The organism is Ferdinandcohnia sp. SAFN-114 (assembly GCF_059415045.1).
Map to the genome: position 1 here is coordinate 1 of NZ_JBPFDQ010000110.1, position 16,255 is coordinate 16,255.

Annotated in this window: 15 protein-coding genes, 1 tRNA gene, 1 other RNA gene and 1 other annotated feature; of the genes, 13 read left to right on the top strand and 4 right to left on the bottom strand. The window is 38.8% G+C overall.

Annotation, left to right across the window (positions count from 1 at the left end; translation table 11 throughout):
* Window positions 1-538: 538 nt before the first annotated feature.
* Complete coding sequence (locus ACR65M_RS23780) at window positions 539-1,531, bottom strand: YaaC family protein (protein WP_440274587.1); 993 nt, start codon at window positions 1,529-1,531, stop codon at window positions 539-541.
* Between the two features lie 158 nt (window positions 1,532-1,689).
* On the opposite strand from ACR65M_RS23780, the gene guaB reads away from it, so the two are divergent.
* The 6 genes from guaB to ACR65M_RS23810 all read left to right on the top strand — a co-directional run bounded on the left by guaB (window position 1,690) and on the right by ACR65M_RS23810 (window position 8,271).
* Window positions 1,690-3,156: an IMP dehydrogenase gene (guaB, locus tag ACR65M_RS23785; protein ID WP_440274588.1), complete on the top strand. Its 1,467-nt coding sequence runs from the start codon at window positions 1,690-1,692 to the stop codon at window positions 3,154-3,156.
* A gap of 138 nt (window positions 3,157-3,294) precedes the next feature.
* Window positions 3,295-4,644, top strand: a complete 1,350-nt coding sequence (locus tag ACR65M_RS23790; RefSeq protein WP_440274589.1) for a D-alanyl-D-alanine carboxypeptidase family protein — start codon at window positions 3,295-3,297, stop codon at window positions 4,642-4,644.
* A gap of 194 nt (window positions 4,645-4,838) precedes the next feature.
* On the top strand, window positions 4,839-5,723 hold the full coding sequence (pdxS, locus tag ACR65M_RS23795) for a pyridoxal 5'-phosphate synthase lyase subunit PdxS (protein ID WP_099355770.1): 885 nt from the start codon (window positions 4,839-4,841) through the stop codon (window positions 5,721-5,723).
* Window positions 5,724-5,741: 18 nt separating this feature from the next.
* Entirely contained in the window at window positions 5,742-6,332 is a 591-nt protein-coding gene (pdxT, locus tag ACR65M_RS23800; protein ID WP_341329557.1) for a pyridoxal 5'-phosphate synthase glutaminase subunit PdxT, read from the top strand.
* Window positions 6,333-6,374: 42 nt separating this feature from the next.
* Window positions 6,375-6,590, top strand: a binding site (T-box leader).
* Between the two features lie 197 nt (window positions 6,591-6,787).
* Window positions 6,788-8,068, top strand: a complete 1,281-nt coding sequence (gene serS, locus ACR65M_RS23805; protein ID WP_341329558.1) for a serine--tRNA ligase — start codon at window positions 6,788-6,790, stop codon at window positions 8,066-8,068.
* Between the two features lie 110 nt (window positions 8,069-8,178).
* Window positions 8,179-8,271, top strand: a tRNA-Ser gene (locus ACR65M_RS23810).
* A 140-nt stretch (window positions 8,272-8,411) separates the two neighbouring features.
* Here ACR65M_RS23810 and ACR65M_RS23815 read toward each other — a convergent pair.
* From ACR65M_RS23815 to ACR65M_RS23825, 3 genes are all read right to left on the bottom strand, one after another.
* Window positions 8,412-9,080 carry a deoxynucleoside kinase gene (locus ACR65M_RS23815; RefSeq protein WP_341329559.1) on the bottom strand — a complete coding sequence of 223 codons (669 nt, stop codon included), beginning with the start codon at window positions 9,078-9,080 and terminating at the stop codon, window positions 8,412-8,414.
* Complete coding sequence (locus tag ACR65M_RS23820; protein WP_341329560.1) at window positions 9,067-9,723, bottom strand: deoxynucleoside kinase; 657 nt, start codon at window positions 9,721-9,723, stop codon at window positions 9,067-9,069. Before ACR65M_RS23820 ends, ACR65M_RS23815 begins: the two co-directional genes overlap by 14 nt.
* A gap of 171 nt (window positions 9,724-9,894) precedes the next feature.
* A complete protein-coding gene (locus ACR65M_RS23825) occupies window positions 9,895-11,181 on the bottom strand; it encodes a LysM peptidoglycan-binding domain-containing protein (protein WP_341329561.1) in 1,287 nt (428 codons plus the stop codon).
* Window positions 11,182-11,487: 306 nt separating this feature from the next.
* Here ACR65M_RS23825 and tadA point away from each other — a divergent pair, with 306 nt between their 5' ends.
* The 7 genes from tadA to ACR65M_RS23860 all read left to right on the top strand — a co-directional run bounded on the left by tadA (window position 11,488) and on the right by ACR65M_RS23860 (window position 15,889).
* The gene (gene tadA / locus ACR65M_RS23830; RefSeq protein ID WP_341333454.1) at window positions 11,488-11,979 is read left to right on the top strand and encodes a tRNA adenosine(34) deaminase TadA; all 492 of its coding nucleotides are present in this window, start codon (window positions 11,488-11,490) and stop codon (window positions 11,977-11,979) included.
* Window positions 11,980-12,074: 95 nt separating this feature from the next.
* An RNA gene (gene ffs, locus ACR65M_RS23835) (signal recognition particle sRNA large type) lies at window positions 12,075-12,339 on the top strand.
* 255 nt (window positions 12,340-12,594) lie between these two features.
* Complete coding sequence (dnaX, locus tag ACR65M_RS23840) at window positions 12,595-14,283, top strand: DNA polymerase III subunit gamma/tau (protein WP_341329562.1); 1,689 nt, start codon at window positions 12,595-12,597, stop codon at window positions 14,281-14,283.
* 26 nt (window positions 14,284-14,309) lie between these two features.
* Complete coding sequence (locus ACR65M_RS23845; RefSeq protein ID WP_121449690.1) at window positions 14,310-14,630, top strand: YbaB/EbfC family nucleoid-associated protein; 321 nt, start codon at window positions 14,310-14,312, stop codon at window positions 14,628-14,630.
* A 24-nt stretch (window positions 14,631-14,654) separates the two neighbouring features.
* Complete coding sequence (gene recR, locus ACR65M_RS23850) at window positions 14,655-15,251, top strand: recombination mediator RecR (RefSeq protein ID WP_099355777.1); 597 nt, start codon at window positions 14,655-14,657, stop codon at window positions 15,249-15,251.
* A 10-nt stretch (window positions 15,252-15,261) separates the two neighbouring features.
* Window positions 15,262-15,474, top strand: a complete 213-nt coding sequence (locus ACR65M_RS23855; protein ID WP_341329563.1) for a YaaL family protein — start codon at window positions 15,262-15,264, stop codon at window positions 15,472-15,474.
* Window positions 15,475-15,622: 148 nt separating this feature from the next.
* Window positions 15,623-15,889, top strand: a complete 267-nt coding sequence (locus ACR65M_RS23860) for a pro-sigmaK processing inhibitor BofA family protein (protein WP_099364853.1) — start codon at window positions 15,623-15,625, stop codon at window positions 15,887-15,889.
* Window positions 15,890-16,255 lie beyond the last annotated feature (366 nt).

Genomic DNA, 16,255 nt, shown 5'->3' on the forward strand with positions numbered 1-16,255 from the left:
AGGATTGGAGTGAGCGCAGCTGACGCAGAAATCTGCCGCTCATCGGAAGCCGACCACCGAACACGGAAGTTAAGCTCATGCGCCGATGGTAGTTGGGGCATTGCCCCTGTGAGAGTAGGACGTCGCTAGGCAAACGAAAGATCAACCATTATGGTTGATCTTTTTTGTTTTTTCAAAACCCCAAGGTTTTGTGGTGTAAAAGAATAGGAATATAAAATAGAATAGGTCGCCTTTCGAGGAGGAAAGGTTCGAGGATGCAAGGGAGCGACAACCAGAATGTTCTTTGTAGAAGTTGAAGCAGCTGATGCACAAAATCTGACACTCTTTAGAAGCTGACCACCGAATACGGAAGGTAAGACCTTGCACCGGTGGTAGCTGGGAAATTTTCCTTGTGAGGGTCTAAGACCAACCAGTGTGGTTGGTCTTTTTGTGCTTTAAAGATTAATTTTAGTACAGTTGATATAGGGACATAAGTGTTAATCGTGTAACCCAGAAGGTTGGAAAGTGATAATGATTTAATGGAAAGACATTAAAGCCCCTACACCCCATCAATTTTTTCCTTTAAAAACAAATAAAGCAAAAAGGGAACTTTATCTGCGGATATCGCAAGGAACTGTCTGATAAATGGATAGTCGTTACTAGAGTATGAATGAAGCAGTTCACTCCACCACTCAGTCTCATATCTAGATATCATACTTAAATTATAGAGGAGTAAGTAATGTGTCATGATTTCAGGAAAAAATGATAGAAGCTCCCTTTCTTTTGGCAGATAGTAGCTGTCTTCATATAGATGATATAGAAGCGGTGAACTTGCCAGTGGTAGAAGATAATTATCCTTTTTAATTTGTAATGTTATTGGCCCGCAGTCTTTTCCTTCTGTTGGTTCTTTAATAAGAGTTGTTGAAAATGGCAGTGTGTTTTCAATAAAATCTACAAATCTCCGTGAGGTCATATGATAGCTGTCTAAAGCTTCAGTTGGGATTGATAATATATTCTGAGTTGTGATTGGTGTTTCAATATATAACCTTTGTTGAAAATGCAGAGTAAATAAATTTTGTAATTCGGGAATCCTTTTAAATAACTGCTCCATTGTAAACTTTTCACCTTCCATTTGTTTCACATGAAACATACGTTCAGAAAAGTGGGAAAATAATCCGTTTTTTTGCACCTTTACTTCATCATGAAAAAACTCGTAGCTCTGTTTTTTTCGTTTTCTAGTTGAAACTCCATGTGCAAGTACCGAAGTTGATTCTGGGTACTGGGGATCAACAGTTAGTAAACATGCTTTTAACAATTGTACCATTCCATAAAAGAGAAGAACCGGCTTAATGGATAATGGAGCATTTTGGGATAATTGGTAGTAATTTTGACCATGTTCTAAATAATAGATAAACGGGTAACTGTTTTCATAGCTCTTTTTATCTGCGTCTGTAACTGCCGCTTTTTCATAGCATTTTTGTAGTAAGTGTTGTGTTGTATTTGCTGCATGAAGTGCATTAAATGATTGCCAAATAAAACGATAATCAAACAAATTACTAACCTCCATTAAAAACAAAGAAGTACAAAATATGGGTGAAAAGAGATAATAAAAAACTCTGAATTATTAAATATATCGTTCGATTCTTGACAGTAGTTTACCCAGTTGTTAATCTACTAATAATATTTTGCAATCGAAGGGGGATTTATTACATGTGGGAAACAAAGTTTGCCAAAGAAGGATTAACATTTGATGATGTATTGCTATTACCTGCTAAGTCAGAGGTACTACCTAAGGATGTAAATCTTGGGGTTGCGTTAACAGAAACACTTAAGTTAAATATCCCGATTATTAGTGCGGGTATGGACACAGTAACAGAGCATGAAATGGCAATTGCAATGGCCCGTCAAGGCGGACTAGGGATCATTCATAAGAATATGTCTGTTGAGCAACAGGCTGAGCAGGTTGATAAAGTTAAGCGTTCAGAAAGTGGCGTAATCACAGATCCATTTTTCTTAACTCCTAGTCATCAAGTATTTGATGCTGAACATTTAATGGGAAAATATCGTATTTCAGGTGTTCCAATTGTAAACAACCCACAAGAGCAAATCTTGGTTGGAATTATTACCAATCGTGACCTTCGTTTTATTCAAGACTATTCTATTCAAATTTCAGATGTAATGACAAAGGAAAATCTCGTGACTGCTCCTGTTGGTACTACTTTAGAACAGGCAGAAAAACTTCTACAGAAATATAAAATTGAAAAGCTTCCACTCGTTGATGAAGGTGGAGTATTAAAAGGACTCATTACAATAAAGGATATTGAAAAAGTAATTGAGTTCCCGAATTCAGCAAAGGATTCGCAAGGGCGTCTATTAGTAGGAGCCGCTGTTGGGGTAACAACAGATACAATGCTTCGGGTTGAAAAGCTAGTTAAAGCTGGAGTTGATGCAATTGTTGTTGATACAGCACACGGCCATTCAGCAGGAGTACTTGAAACAGTTAAAACAATTAGAGACGCATATCCAAAACTAAATATTATTGCTGGTAACGTAGCAACAGCAGAAGCAACACGTGCACTTATAGAAGCAGGCGCTAGCGTTGTGAAAGTAGGAATAGGACCTGGTTCTATTTGTACAACTCGTGTTGTAGCAGGTGTTGGTGTTCCTCAAATAACAGCTGTTTACGATTGTGCAACAGAAGCAAGAAAACATGGAGTTTCGATTATTGCTGATGGCGGAATTAAATATTCTGGTGACATCGTTAAAGCATTAGCTGCTGGTGGACATGTCGTAATGCTAGGAAGCTTACTTGCAGGTGTATCTGAAAGCCCAGGGGAAACTGAGATCTTCCAAGGCCGTCGCTTTAAAGTATATCGTGGCATGGGCTCTGTTGCGGCAATGGAAAAAGGAAGTAAGGACCGTTATTTCCAGGAGGATGCGAAAAAGTTTGTTCCTGAGGGTATTGAAGGTCGTCTTCCATACAAAGGCCCACTAACAGACACAATATATCAATTAATTGGTGGTATTCGTTCTGGTATGGGTTACTGCGGCACAAAGAATTTAGAAGAGTTAAGAGAGAATGCACAATTCATTAAAATGACAGGTGCTGGATTACGTGAAAGTCATCCACATGATGTACAGATCACAAAGGAAGCACCGAACTACTCTACTCTCTAAGGTAAATTTAGACAGAACATAATCCATTGGTAGGATTTTTATATTGTGGTAGATAGAGTCATGTACTCTATCTATTTTTTTTGAAGCTGGTATGTTAAAATGTCTTTTGTGCGTATTATGAAAGTGGAGGTTTAAAACGTGAAAAAACAAACACAAAAAAGATTGATTATAAGTATTTTAGCAGTCTTTTTGCTAACGCTTTTTGTAGGACAAATACCTCCTGCAAAAGCAGCACCTGCTCTTGATATAAATGTAAAAAATGCGATATTAATTGATGCAGATACAGGTAAAATACTATATGAAAAAAATGCCGATCAAGCGGCCCCAATTGCAAGTATGGTAAAAATGATGACTGAGTACCTGATAATGGAAGCTATCTCTGAAGGTAGAATATCTTGGGATCAAACTACTCAAATTAGCCAATATGCATATGATATATCTGCAAATAATAACTTTTCAGGTGTTGGCTTACGATTAAATCACGATTATACGGTTGAGGAACTTTATAAAGCAATGGCGATTTATTCTGATAATGCAACAACCATTACATTAGCAGAACTATTAGCCGGTACTGAAGGCGAATTCGTGAAACTTATGAATAAAAAGGCTGAAGAACTAGGCCTTCCAAACTATGAGTTTGTAAATAGTACAGGATTATCAAATTCAATGCTAGGTGATAATTATCCTGAAGGAACGAGTCCAGATGGGGATAATATGTTATCAGCAGAGTCTGTGGCTTTATTAGCCTACTCACTATTACGTGATTATCCAGAAGTATTGGAGATTTCAAGTATCCCTCAATTGGAATTTTATGATGAGAAACTGGATAACTGGAACTGGATGTTGAAACACGATCCAAAGGTATCCCCATATCTTGCAGATTTCTATTATGAGGGAATGGATGGGTTAAAAACAGGTACAACACCAGCAGCTGGTTATTGCTTTACAGGAACTGCTGAACGTAACGGAAAAAGATTAATTTCAGTCGTGATGGGAGCAACAAGCGAACCAGAACGTTTCAAAGAGACTCGTAAACTATTAGATTATGGTTTTAATAATTTTGAACAAATTGAAGTTTACCCTGAAGGATATCAATTAAAGGGTAATAAAGAATTAAAGGTAGTCAAAGGAAAAGAAAAGAAAGTAGAAATTTCAACTAAAGCACCAGTAAAATTATTAGTTAAAAAGGGTGTAGATAAGTCAGCATTTAAAGCAGAATATGTATTTGATGACAAGGTTGTTTCTAAGGATAAAGAAATAACAGCGCCTTTTAAAGAAGGAACAAAAGTGGGCCATATGAATGTATCCTATGATGGTGATGACTTAGGCTATATTACCGCAAATGGTGATGATAAATTACAGGTACCACTTGTGACAGATACAGGTGTTGAAAAGACAAACTGGTTCGTGCTCATGATGAGAGGAATTGGTGGATTCTTTGGTGATATTTGGTCAAGTGTGGCAAACACTGTTAAGGGCTGGTTCTAATATAAAGGTCTCCTTCTCTGTAGAAGGAGGCCTTTTTGTTTCCATATTATACTATTTTGGTATAATTACTAGGAAAGTAGAAAATTATGAGTTAGAATATTCTTAGTTTATTTTCTATTGGGCATTCACTATAGTTAAAAATATGATATGATTATGCCTATAAAATTAGATAACGAATCATTGGAGGAATCGTAATGGCAAATACAGGAACAGATCGAGTAAAACGTGGTATGGCTGAAATGCAAAAGGGCGGCGTAATTATGGACGTTGTCAATGCAGAACAAGCTAAAATTGCAGAAGAAGCAGGCGCTGTAGCAGTAATGGCTTTAGAGCGAGTACCTGCTGATATTCGAGCGGCTGGTGGAGTTGCTAGAATGGCGGACCCTACAATAGTCGAGCAAGTAATGGGTGCTGTTACTATTCCAGTTATGGCTAAAGCTCGTATTGGTCATATTGTAGAAGCTAGAGTATTAGAAGCTCTTGGCGTTGACTACATTGATGAGAGTGAAGTATTAACTCCAGCTGATGAAGAGTTCCACTTAAATAAACGTGATTTCACAGTTCCATTTGTTTGTGGCTGCCGTGACTTAGGCGAAGCAACTCGCCGAATTGCAGAAGGTGCATCTATGCTTCGTACAAAAGGTGAGCCTGGAACAGGAAATATTGTAGAAGCTGTTCGTCATATGAGAAAAGTGAATGCTCAAATTCGTAAAGTTGTTGGCATGAGTGAAGATGAGCTTATGACAGAAGCAAAAAATCTAGGAGCACCATTTGAATTATTGCTTCAAATCAAACAAGAAGGTCGCCTTCCAGTTGTTAACTTTGCAGCAGGTGGTGTAGCAACTCCAGCTGACGCAGCACTTATGATGCAACTTGGAGCAGATGGAGTATTTGTTGGATCTGGTATTTTCAAATCAGATAATCCTGCAAAATTTGCTCGTGCGATTGTAGAAGCTACTACACATTATCAAGATTATGAATTAATTGCACACCTTTCTAAAGGATTAGGAAATGCTATGAAAGGTATTGAAATTTCATCATTATTACCAGAACAACGTATGCAAGAAAGAGGCTGGTAAGTAAGAGGGTGTTCAGACGTGGTTAAAATCGGAGTATTAGGACTTCAAGGGGCTGTCAGAGAACATGTTCGTTCTGTAGAAGCCTCTGGAGCGGAAGCAGTCGTTGTAAAAAAAGTTGAACAACTTGAAGAAATTGACGGATTAATTATCCCTGGCGGGGAAAGTACTACAATGCGCCGATTAATTGATAAATATGAGTTTATGGAGCCACTTCGCTCATTTGCTGAGCAAGGTAAGCCGATGTTTGGAACATGTGCAGGGCTCATTCTACTTGCGAAGCAGCTTGTTGACTATAAGGAGTCACATCTTGGACTTATGGATATTAAAGTTGAGAGAAACTCATTTGGCCGTCAGCGTGAGAGCTTTGAGGCGGAGCTTATGATTCCTGGAATCGCTGAAGACTTTGTCGGAGTATTTATTCGCGCACCACATATTGTGGAAGCAGGAGAAAATGTCGAAATTCTTGCAAAGCATAATGGTAGAATAGTTGCAGCCCGTGAAGGACAATATTTAGGCTGCTCCTTCCATCCAGAATTAACAGATGATCACCGCTTTACAGCGTATTTTGTAAAAATGGTCGAAGAATCAAAAGCAAAAAACCTTGTATAAACAATTAAAACATGGTAAAACTTTATATAAATAATATAAAATGTGAAATCTATGATAGGAACTAGTAGCTCGTCTTTTTTCCTAAGAGAGTCGGTGGTTGGTGTGAACCGATGAAAAAAGCTTGTGAATCCATCCTTGAGTGAAATACTGAATGCATCATTCAAGTAGGTATTTTCGGTAAATCCGTTATCTTTTTCAAGAGGGGGATACTTGTATCCTCAACTAGGGTGGTAACGCGGGTTAACTCTCGTCCCTTTTTTAGGGGCGGGAGTTTTTTGTTTGCCGTAACTACCGATAAGCGGCGTATTTCTGCGTTGGCTTGGTTCTCTGGTCCTCAAGTAGGTTAGCTACGCTCCGGTCCTCGAACCTGCGCCGCCTTGAAATACTTGCTTTTCGACAGTCACGAATGGTTACACATTGTTACTATAACTCATAGATTTTAGGAGGTTTAAGAGATGTTAGATATTAAATTTTTACGAAGCCATTTTGATGAAGTGAAGGAGAGACTCAAGTATCGTGGTGAGGATTTAACAGACCTGGGGCGTTTTGAGGAGTTAGATAAAAAGCGCCGCGAGCTCATTTTGAAGACTGAGGAGTTAAAAAGCCGTAGAAATGAAGTGTCAGGTCAAATCGCTGTTTTGAAACGAGAGAAAAAAGATGCAGATGCTCTCATTTTAGAAATGCGTGAGGTTGGTGATAAGGTCAAAGAATTAGATACGGAATTACGAGATGTGGAAGGACAATTAGAGCATCTAATGTTATCCATTCCGAATTTACCACATGAAAGTGTGCCAATTGGTGAATCTGAGGATGATAACGTTGAAATCCGTAAATGGGGAGAGCTCCCTGAGTTTGGATTTGAACCAAAGCCACATTGGGAAATTGCTGATCAACTTGAAATTTTAGACTTTGAACGTGCAGGAAAAGTAACAGGTAGCCGTTTTGTATTTTATAAGGGGCTTGGGGCAACACTTGAAAGAGCATTATTTAATTTTATGTTAGACCTACATGTAGAGGAACATGGATATGAAGAGGTTATTCCTCCATACCTAGTCAATCGTGCAAGCATGACAGGTACAGGACAGCTTCCAAAGTTTGAAGAAGATGCATTCCTCATTGAAAATGAAGATTACTTCTTAATTCCGACTGCCGAGGTTCCAGTTACAAACCTACACCGTGATGAGATTATAGGCGGAGAAGAGTTACCAATTAAATATGCGGCGTTTAGTGCTTGCTTCCGCTCTGAAGCTGGTTCAGCGGGAAGAGATACAAGAGGGTTGATCCGCCAGCATCAGTTTAATAAGGTAGAACTAGTGAAGTTTGTAAAACCAGAAGATTCTTATCAAGAATTAGAAAGTTTAACAGCAAATGCTGAAAAGGTACTTCAGTTACTAGGTCTTCCATATCGTGTCCTAAGCATGTGTAGTGCAGATTTAGGATTTACTGCAGCAAAAAAATATGACATTGAAGTGTGGATTCCAAGCTACGGAACATACCGTGAAATTTCTTCTTGTAGTAATTTTGAGGCATTCCAGGCAAGACGAGCCAATATTCGTTTCCGTCGTGATCGAGATTCAAAACCTGAGCACGTTCATACATTGAATGGTTCTGGGCTTGCAATTGGTCGAACAGTTGCGGCAATCCTAGAGAATTACCAACAAGAAGACGGTACAGTCATCATTCCGGAAGTATTACGTCCTTATATGAGAAATAAAGAAGTAATTGGTCCTAAGTAATCGATTAAAATATTGGCCAGGATTTTACCACTTTCCTGGCCTTATAAAAAAAGATAAAGATATTGTTGACATATAATTTAAAACTATGGTATATTATTTCTTGTCGATACGGAGGAATACCCAAGTCCGGCTGAAGGGATCGGTCTTGAAAACCGACAGGGGTGTTAAAGCCCGCGGGGGTTCGAATCCCTCTTCCTCCGCCATAATTTTTAAATAATACTAGCGCATAAAGTATTGGAGATGAACTCGTTGCTATTACAGTAACGAGTTTTTTGCTATTTACAAATATTTTATCAATAAAGAACCCCTTTTGAGTGATTATCTCAAAAGGGGTATTGTCGTTCTAGCTTTTTAAAAGTTCGGTTTGTCTGATAAACTTCGAGATTTTCTCGATAATTAGTTCGACTGAACCTTCATCTTGTAAAATATCGTATTCATTGATATTTAATCGAAGAACAGGGCAAGCAGTAAAATTATTGATCCATTTCTCATAACGTCCGTGCATTTCTTCCCAATATGAAATAGGAGTTTGTTGCTCCATCGGTCTGCCGCGTTCTTGGATTCGATTAATGATATCATCAAGGCTGCCTTCAAGATAAATTAATAAATTCGGATGTGGGAAATATGGTGTCATTACCATCGCATCAAAAAGGTTAGTATATGTCTCATAATCGACAGGCGCCATGGTTCCCTTTTCATAATGCATTCTCGCAAATATGCCTGTGTCCTCATAGATAGAACGATCTTGGACAAATCCTCCGCCATATTCAAAGATTTTCTTTTGCTCTTTAAAACGTTCTGCAAGGAAATAGATTTGAAGGTGGAAGCTCCATCTCTCAAAGTCTGCATAAAATCGATCTAAATATGGATTCGTATCCACTTTCTCAAAGGAGGTCCTAAATCCAAGTGCATTTGCAAGTGCATTTGTCATCGTAGACTTTCCAACACCAACTGTACCTGCAATGGTGATCACTGCATTACTAGGGATATCATATTTATTACGCAAATTCATTCTGTCTTACTCCTTTTTCAAGAATGGTGTCTTCTATTTTTGATAGGATTTGTTCAAGATCCTGTTTATTCTGTACAAAGTCTAGCTTGTCTCCGTTAAATCGTATAACAGGAATATTTGGGTGTGTCTTTTCGAACTTTGCCATTGATTGCTCATAATCAAGGCTTAATTGACTAAGATAAGCTGGGTCAATACCTTTTTCGATGTCTCGACCACGCATCTTAATCCGTTCTAATAAAGTATCGAGGCTAGCGTGTAAATAGATGACGACATTCGGTACTGGCATATCAGCGGTTAGAATTTCATAAATCTGTAAGTATTTTTGAAATTGCTGAGTTTTCAATGTCCGCTCAGCGAAGATTAGGTTTTTGAATATATGATAATCCGCAACAACCGGTTGATTTTTTTGAAGGTAATTTTGATTTATGTCTTCAAGTTGTTTGTATCGGTTACAAAGGAAAAACATTTCTGTTTGAAAACTCCATTCATCAATATTCGTATAAAATTTACCCAAGAATGGATTTTCATCGACTATCTCTTTCAATAAGGCAAATTCGAATTGCTCTGAAATAGCCTTAGCGAGAGAGGTCTTCCCAACTCCGATCGGACCCTCTACTGTAATAAAGGGAATCCTACTACCCATCTCGTGTCCCCCTTTTTATATCAATCAAATGACAGATAAGCATTATTTTATCACAGGAAGATAGATGTTTGTTATTAATTGTCGAAAAAACAGACTGGGAAATATTATAGTTTTCTTATTGTGCACTAAATAGAAAAAGGAACTCGATTTTTCGAGTTCCTTTAAATGATGTCATCGTTTTACGACATTGAAATTATCTGTGATCAACAGCCAGTTTTGAGGGAACGGTAGCCCCAGCTTCCAATAGCTGATTCCTCGTAGATTCAATTCTTTAATCAAATCAAACTTTGCCTGTATGCTTCTAGCATCCTCAAACCAAACCTTATGTTGCTTTCCAGCCGAGTCCGTATAATCAAAGTGAGGAGCTTGTGCCTTCGTATCGTATTGGATTGGTACATTATGTTGCTTTGCGAGTTCAATTGCTCGCTGTGGGCTTACTGCCTTTGCATATTCGCCCCCTTGCACAAAAGGCAATGTCCAATCATAGCCATAGAGGTTTTGCCCCATCATTATTTTTGACGCTGGCATCTCAGTGATGGCATATTCAAGAACCTCTCGAACAGGACCAATTGGTGATACTGCCATTGGTGGTCCGCCACTATATCCCCATTCATACGTCATGATGACAACAAAGTCCACGATTTCACCGTGTGCTTTATAATCGTGTGCTTCGTACCAAGCGCCCTTTTGTTCTGCACTTGTTTTAGGAGCTAGTGCAGTGGATAGTAGCCAGCCTTCTTGGCTAAAGCGCTGTTTTGCTTTACGCAAGAAGTTGTTATAGGCTTCGCGGTCTTCTGGTCGTAAAAACTCCATATCAAAATGAATATCACGGAACCCATATTTTTTTGCTGTTTCTACGATTGTATCTAACAGCTTATTTTGGACATTTTGGTCGTTAAGCACAATACGACCTAGTTCATTGCTAAATTGTCCTTCTTCTAAATTCGCTACGACCATCATAAGGGTTACGTTATTTGCACTTGCAATGCTTGGCAAATTGTTCAATGGTGGTTCTTTTAGAGTGCCATCTCGTTGGATTTGAAAGTTAAATGGGGCTAAGTATGTTAAGTATGGAGCTGCTTGTCGTGAACTTCTTTCAAGAGCGGGACTTACTGAAGTTCCTGATGGTTCCACATAAGCATTGGTTTCTACATTTCGTTTTGGGCGTGCAGGAATATAGAGTCTAAGACCTACATTTAATGGACGATTCGGTGGTATTTGGTTGATTTGTGCTAATTGCTGATAATTAAGTCCAAATTTATTTGCAATTGACCAGAGGCTATCGCCTGGTTGGACCCAGTAAAATTGTCCAACAATAGGAATAACGAGTGCCTGGCCAATCGCAAGATTACCGGGGTCTGGAATTTGGTTTGCACGAACGATTTCATCTACTGTAGTGCTGTACGCTTGAGCGATTCCAAATAAGGACTGACCTCGCTCTACAACATGAATTTGCATGTTTGACCTCCTCATTCTACAATCTAGGTAACACACCTTTATTACTCTATGAGAGAATAAGAAAGATGATGCTTGGATAAAATGTTTAACTTTATTTAGTCGGGGTCATACTCCGACTAAATAAAGTTAAAGCCTACGGTGGATGCCACAGATTTTCAAGGGTACTTTTCGAGCTTAAGATCAAAGACTAAGTACGCCACTTCCTGTGGCAACGTCTTTGTGACCGACCTCGTGTGGGCCTAAAAAATCTGGGCGCAAATACGCCAAGGCGCATTTGATTTATCTAGTGAGGGAGTATTTACTTTGATGAAATCTGACGAATATTATATGAAATTGGCGATTGAAGAAGCAAAAAAAGCAGCTGATATAGATGAAGTGCCTATTGGTGCTGTTCTTGTTATAAATGATGAAGTTATTGCAAAAGCCCATAACCTTCGTGAAACACAGCAACGTTCAATTGCCCATGCAGAACTATTGGCACTTGATGAAGCCTGTCGACGTTCAGGCACTTGGAGATTAGAGGATTCTACCTTGTATGTCACTCTTGAGCCCTGTGCAATGTGCTCGGGGGCTATCGTGCTATCGCGGGTAAAACGGGTCGTTTACGGGGCGAGTGATCCTAAGGGAGGATGTGCGGGAACCTTAATGAACCTTTTACAGGAACAACGATTTAATCATCAAACTGAGGTCGTTTCAGGTATTTGTGAGGAAGAATGCAGCGAACTCCTAAGTTCATTTTTTAGACAGCTTCGAAAGAGAAAAAAAGATGAAAAGAATCGCACTACTGGTTCTACTTGAAAAAACTTACAGTTGGAATACGTTGATTTTTTTTGACTGAGCCTTTATACTAAGAATGTGTCACAAAGACACCTAACAATTTGGTATCAATTTTGCCGTGCTAAGCGGGGAGGTAGCGGTGCCCTGTACTCGCAATCCGCTCTAGCGAGGCCGAATCCCTTCATAGAGGGTAGTTATTGTAGGGTCTGCCTCAAGTAAGTGGTGTTGACGTCTGGGTCCTACGCAATGGGAACCCGTGAATCCTGTCAGGTCCGGAAGGAAGCAGCAGTAAGCGGATTCTCCCATGTGCCGTAGGGTTGCCTGGACCGAGCTAACTGCTTGAGTAACGCCTGGGGTAACTATTCGACGGAAGGTGCACGGCAGTTATACTACATAAAACAACTCACTCATTCGGGTGGGTTTTTTTATTGTCTAGTTCAAGGCTCCATCGGCGCTCTGGGCTAAGTCAATTGCTTCGGAAGGTTGCGCTCGTCTTATGCTTGGCACCTAAAGTTGAGCTTCTTGAACTGTTCTTGTTTTTTCTAGATTTTTTCAGTGAATGATATAATCACTTTGTACAGAATATTCACTTCCTGTATAATAGGAAGTGGACAAAGAGAAGGAGGGGCAATATCAATGGCATATCAAGCATTATACCGTGTCTTTCGGCCACAAACCTTTCATGACGTGGTCGGACAAGAACATATAACCCAAACATTAAAGAATGCCCTTCTTCAAGAAAAATTTTCTCATGCTTACCTTTTCTCAGGACCAAGGGGAACAGGAAAAACGAGTGCTGCGAAAATCTTTGCAAAAGCCGTTAACTGTGAGCGTTCTCCAGTAGCTGAGCCTTGTAATGAGTGTGCCGCATGTCGGGGAATTACCGACGGCTCAATTTCTGATGTGATTGAAATTGATGCTGCATCAAACAATGGTGTCGATGAAATTAGAGATATTCGCGATAAAGTGAAGTATGCTCCCAGTGCAGTACGCTACAAGGTATATATCATTGATGAAGTACATATGCTTTCAATCGGTGCGTTTAACGCCTTGTTAAAAACATTGGAGGAACCACCAAGACATGTCATTTTCATTTTAGCAACAACCGAACCACATAAAATTCCACTTACGATCATCTCCAGATGTCAACGCTTTGATTTTCGTCGGATTACAACTCAAGCAATCGTAGGGAGAATGAAAACGATCATATCTGAACAAAACGTGACAGTGGATGATCAAGCTCTTTATGTAATCGCAAGAGCTGCTGAAGGTGGAATGCGGGATGCGTTAAGTTTATTGGACCAAGCGATTTCCTTCAGCGACGAAGAGGTAAAACTTGAAGATGTTCTCACGATAACTGGAGCTGTTTCACAATCGCTGCTCACGAATGTGGTTAGGGCGACACACGACCGAGATGTCCGAACAGCTTTGAAGACGCTCGATGAAATGATGGACCTTGGGAAAGACCCAATGAGATTTATCGAAGATTTAATCTTCTATTATAGGGACATGCTTTTATATCAAACAGCACCCCAATTAGAAGAAGTGATGGAGCGGGTATTAGTTGATGAAGATTTTTCGGACCTTGCAAAAAATATCCCTAATCATGAAATTTACGAAACCATGGATATTTTAAACCAAGCCCAGCAGGAGATGAAGTGGACGAACCATCCGCGAATTTTTCTAGAGGTAGCACTTGTAAAGCTTACTCAAATGGATAAACAACATTCATTTGAGTCATTGCCACAAATTGAAGGCTTAATGAATAAAATAAATATGTTAGAATCTGAACTTGCATCAATTAAGGAAAAGGGTGTAACAGCCCAACCACAAGATGCAAAGCCTGCTGAAAAACGTCCACAAAAAACATCTAGAAATGGTTACAGAACCCCAGTGGGAAGAATAAATGAGGTTTTAAAGAGTGCAACTAGACAGAATCTTGATTTATTAAAAGGAAAATGGGGCGATATGCTTGATCAACTTCGAAGTCAAAACAAAGTGTCTCATGCAGCCCTTTTAATTGAAAGTGAACCAGTTGCAGCTTCTTCAAATGCGTTTGTGTTAAAGTTTAAATATGAAATCCATTGTAAAATGGCATCTGAAAACACAGAAGTAAAAGAAAATCTCGAAAACATACTTACCACATTAACCGGAAATAGGTTTGAAATGATTGGTGTACCCGATGATGAATGGGGTAAAATTAGAGAAGAGTTTATCCGTGGGCAAAAAACCGATGATGATCAAGGGCCTGAGGAAACCGAGGACCCTCTTATTGCAGAAGCGATGAAGATTGTTGGTGCAGAGCTCATTGAAATAAAGGAATAATAAACATATAGGAGGAATGTAACATGATGCGTGGCGGCGGAATGGGTAATATGCAAAAAATGATGAAACAAATGCAAAAAATGCAAAAGGATATGGCAAAGGCACAGGAAGAACTTGCTGAAAAGGTGGTAGAAGGTACTGCTGGTGGTGGTATGGTCACTGTAAAAGCAAATGGCCAAAAAGAAATTATTGACGTTATCATTAAAGAAGAAGTGGTAGACCCTGATGATATCGAAATGCTACAGGACCTTGTTTTAGCAGCAACAAATGATGCCCTTAAAAAGATCGAAGACCTAACAAATGAAACAATGGGTCAATTTACTAAAGGAATGAACCTTCCATTCTAATCGGTTGAAAGGACTTAGATAGATATGCATTATCCTGAACCAATATCTAAGCTAATAGATAGCTTTATGAAATTGCCAGGTATCGGCCCAAAAACGGCCGTGCGTCTGGCTTTTTTTGTACTAAGTATGAAAGAGGATGTCGTGCTTGATTTTGCTAAAGCGCTTGTCAATGCAAAGCGAAATCTCACATATTGCTCAAATTGCGGGCATATAACAGATAGAGACCCTTGTTACATTTGTGAAGATGAACGTCGCGACAAAACAGTGATCTGTGTCCTACAGGATCCGAAAGATGTAATCGCAATGGAAAAAATGAAAGAATACAACGGTCTTTATCATGTCTTACATGGGGCAATCTCCCCAATGGATGGTATTGGTCCAGAAGATATTAAAATTCCTGAATTACTGAAAAGACTTCAGGATGACACGGTACAAGAAATTATTTTAGCGACTAATCCGAACATTGAAGGGGAAGCTACAGCTATGTATATTTCTCGTTTACTAAAACCAACGGGTATTAAAATTACAAGAATTGCTCATGGCTTACCAGTTGGTGGAGATTTAGAATATGCTGATGAAGTAACACTATCAAAGGCACTTGAAGGTCGCCGGGAATTATAGGAGGTCTTTTATGCTTTTTAAAAAGAAGGGAAAGCTTCGAAAAGAATATAATCAAGAGCTCTTTAGTCAGTTAGAAATGGCAAAGAAGGAATGGATGAGACAGAAAAATCTTATCGAAAAAAGTGTTGAACCTTCTGATGATGTTTTAAGTGAACTTAAAGTCGCAGAAACCAAATACTTCTTTTTACTAAGAGAAGCAAAAAGGCGAAAAGTATTTCTATAAAAATAAATCCTATCAAGGAAGTAAGACTTTCTCTGATGGGATTTTTTATTATGAATAGAAACATTAAATAAAAATAGGACAAGAGGTTCTTAAAACTCCCCACTCACATAGAATAATAGTACAAGTTGTGAGAAGGAGTGAAGTCTGATTGGAACCAAAGTTTGTTATAGCCATACTTGGAGGATTAATTGTACTTGTTCTTTTAATAGGAGCACCTCTTAAGCCAATTCGGCTAGTGGGACAAGTATTCGTTAAAATCCTAATCGGCGCATTGTTTCTATTTTTCTTAAATGCATTTGGACAATCATTTGATCTGCATGTACCAATAAATCTAGTGACTTCTGCAGTATCTGGTCTACTCGGTCTCCCAGGCTTAGCGGCACTTGTAATTATAGATTTATTTATAGTAGGATAAAAAAACAAATGGAGTCTCATTTGTTTTTTTATTGTTTAAATTTGATGGCAGATTATAAAATAGTGGAATGGTAAGAAAACGAAAATTATTTCAATATAATTTGTTGACTTTTAGTTGAATTGGGTATATATTTATATCTCTCACAGGGAATACCTTAAAATAAGAAAAAACGTAAAAAAATATGTTGACTTATTTTTGTGAGGATGTTATATTAATAAAGTCGCTTCTGAGAGGCGAAACAAAAGTCCTTTGAAAACTGAACACAATACAAGCGTCAACGTTTAATTCAAAAGTAACAAACTATTGAGCAATCAATACTCTTATTGGAGAGTTTGATCCTGGCTCAGGATGAACGCTGGCGGCGTG

Bases quoted from the DNA above. Each gene is read 5' to 3' on its own strand.
- guaB (WP_440274588.1), top strand. From the start codon at position 1,690: ATGTGGGAAACAAAGTTTGCCAAAGAAGGATTAACATTTGATGATGTA.
- pdxS (WP_099355770.1), top strand. From the start codon at position 4,839: ATGGCAAATACAGGAACAGATCGAGTAAAACGTGGTATGGCTGAAATG.
- serS (WP_341329558.1), top strand. From the start codon at position 6,788: ATGTTAGATATTAAATTTTTACGAAGCCATTTTGATGAAGTGAAGGAG.
- ACR65M_RS23815 (WP_341329559.1), bottom strand. From the start codon at position 9,080: ATGAATTTGCGTAATAAATATGATATCCCTAGTAATGCAGTGATCACC.
- ACR65M_RS23820 (WP_341329560.1), bottom strand. From the start codon at position 9,723: ATGGGTAGTAGGATTCCCTTTATTACAGTAGAGGGTCCGATCGGAGTT.
- ACR65M_RS23825 (WP_341329561.1), bottom strand. From the start codon at position 11,181: ATGCAAATTCATGTTGTAGAGCGAGGTCAGTCCTTATTTGGAATCGCT.
- tadA (WP_341333454.1), top strand. From the start codon at position 11,488: ATGAAATCTGACGAATATTATATGAAATTGGCGATTGAAGAAGCAAAA.
- dnaX (WP_341329562.1), top strand. From the start codon at position 12,595: ATGGCATATCAAGCATTATACCGTGTCTTTCGGCCACAAACCTTTCAT.
- ACR65M_RS23845 (WP_121449690.1), top strand. From the start codon at position 14,310: ATGCGTGGCGGCGGAATGGGTAATATGCAAAAAATGATGAAACAAATG.
- recR (WP_099355777.1), top strand. From the start codon at position 14,655: ATGCATTATCCTGAACCAATATCTAAGCTAATAGATAGCTTTATGAAA.
- ACR65M_RS23855 (WP_341329563.1), top strand. From the start codon at position 15,262: ATGCTTTTTAAAAAGAAGGGAAAGCTTCGAAAAGAATATAATCAAGAG.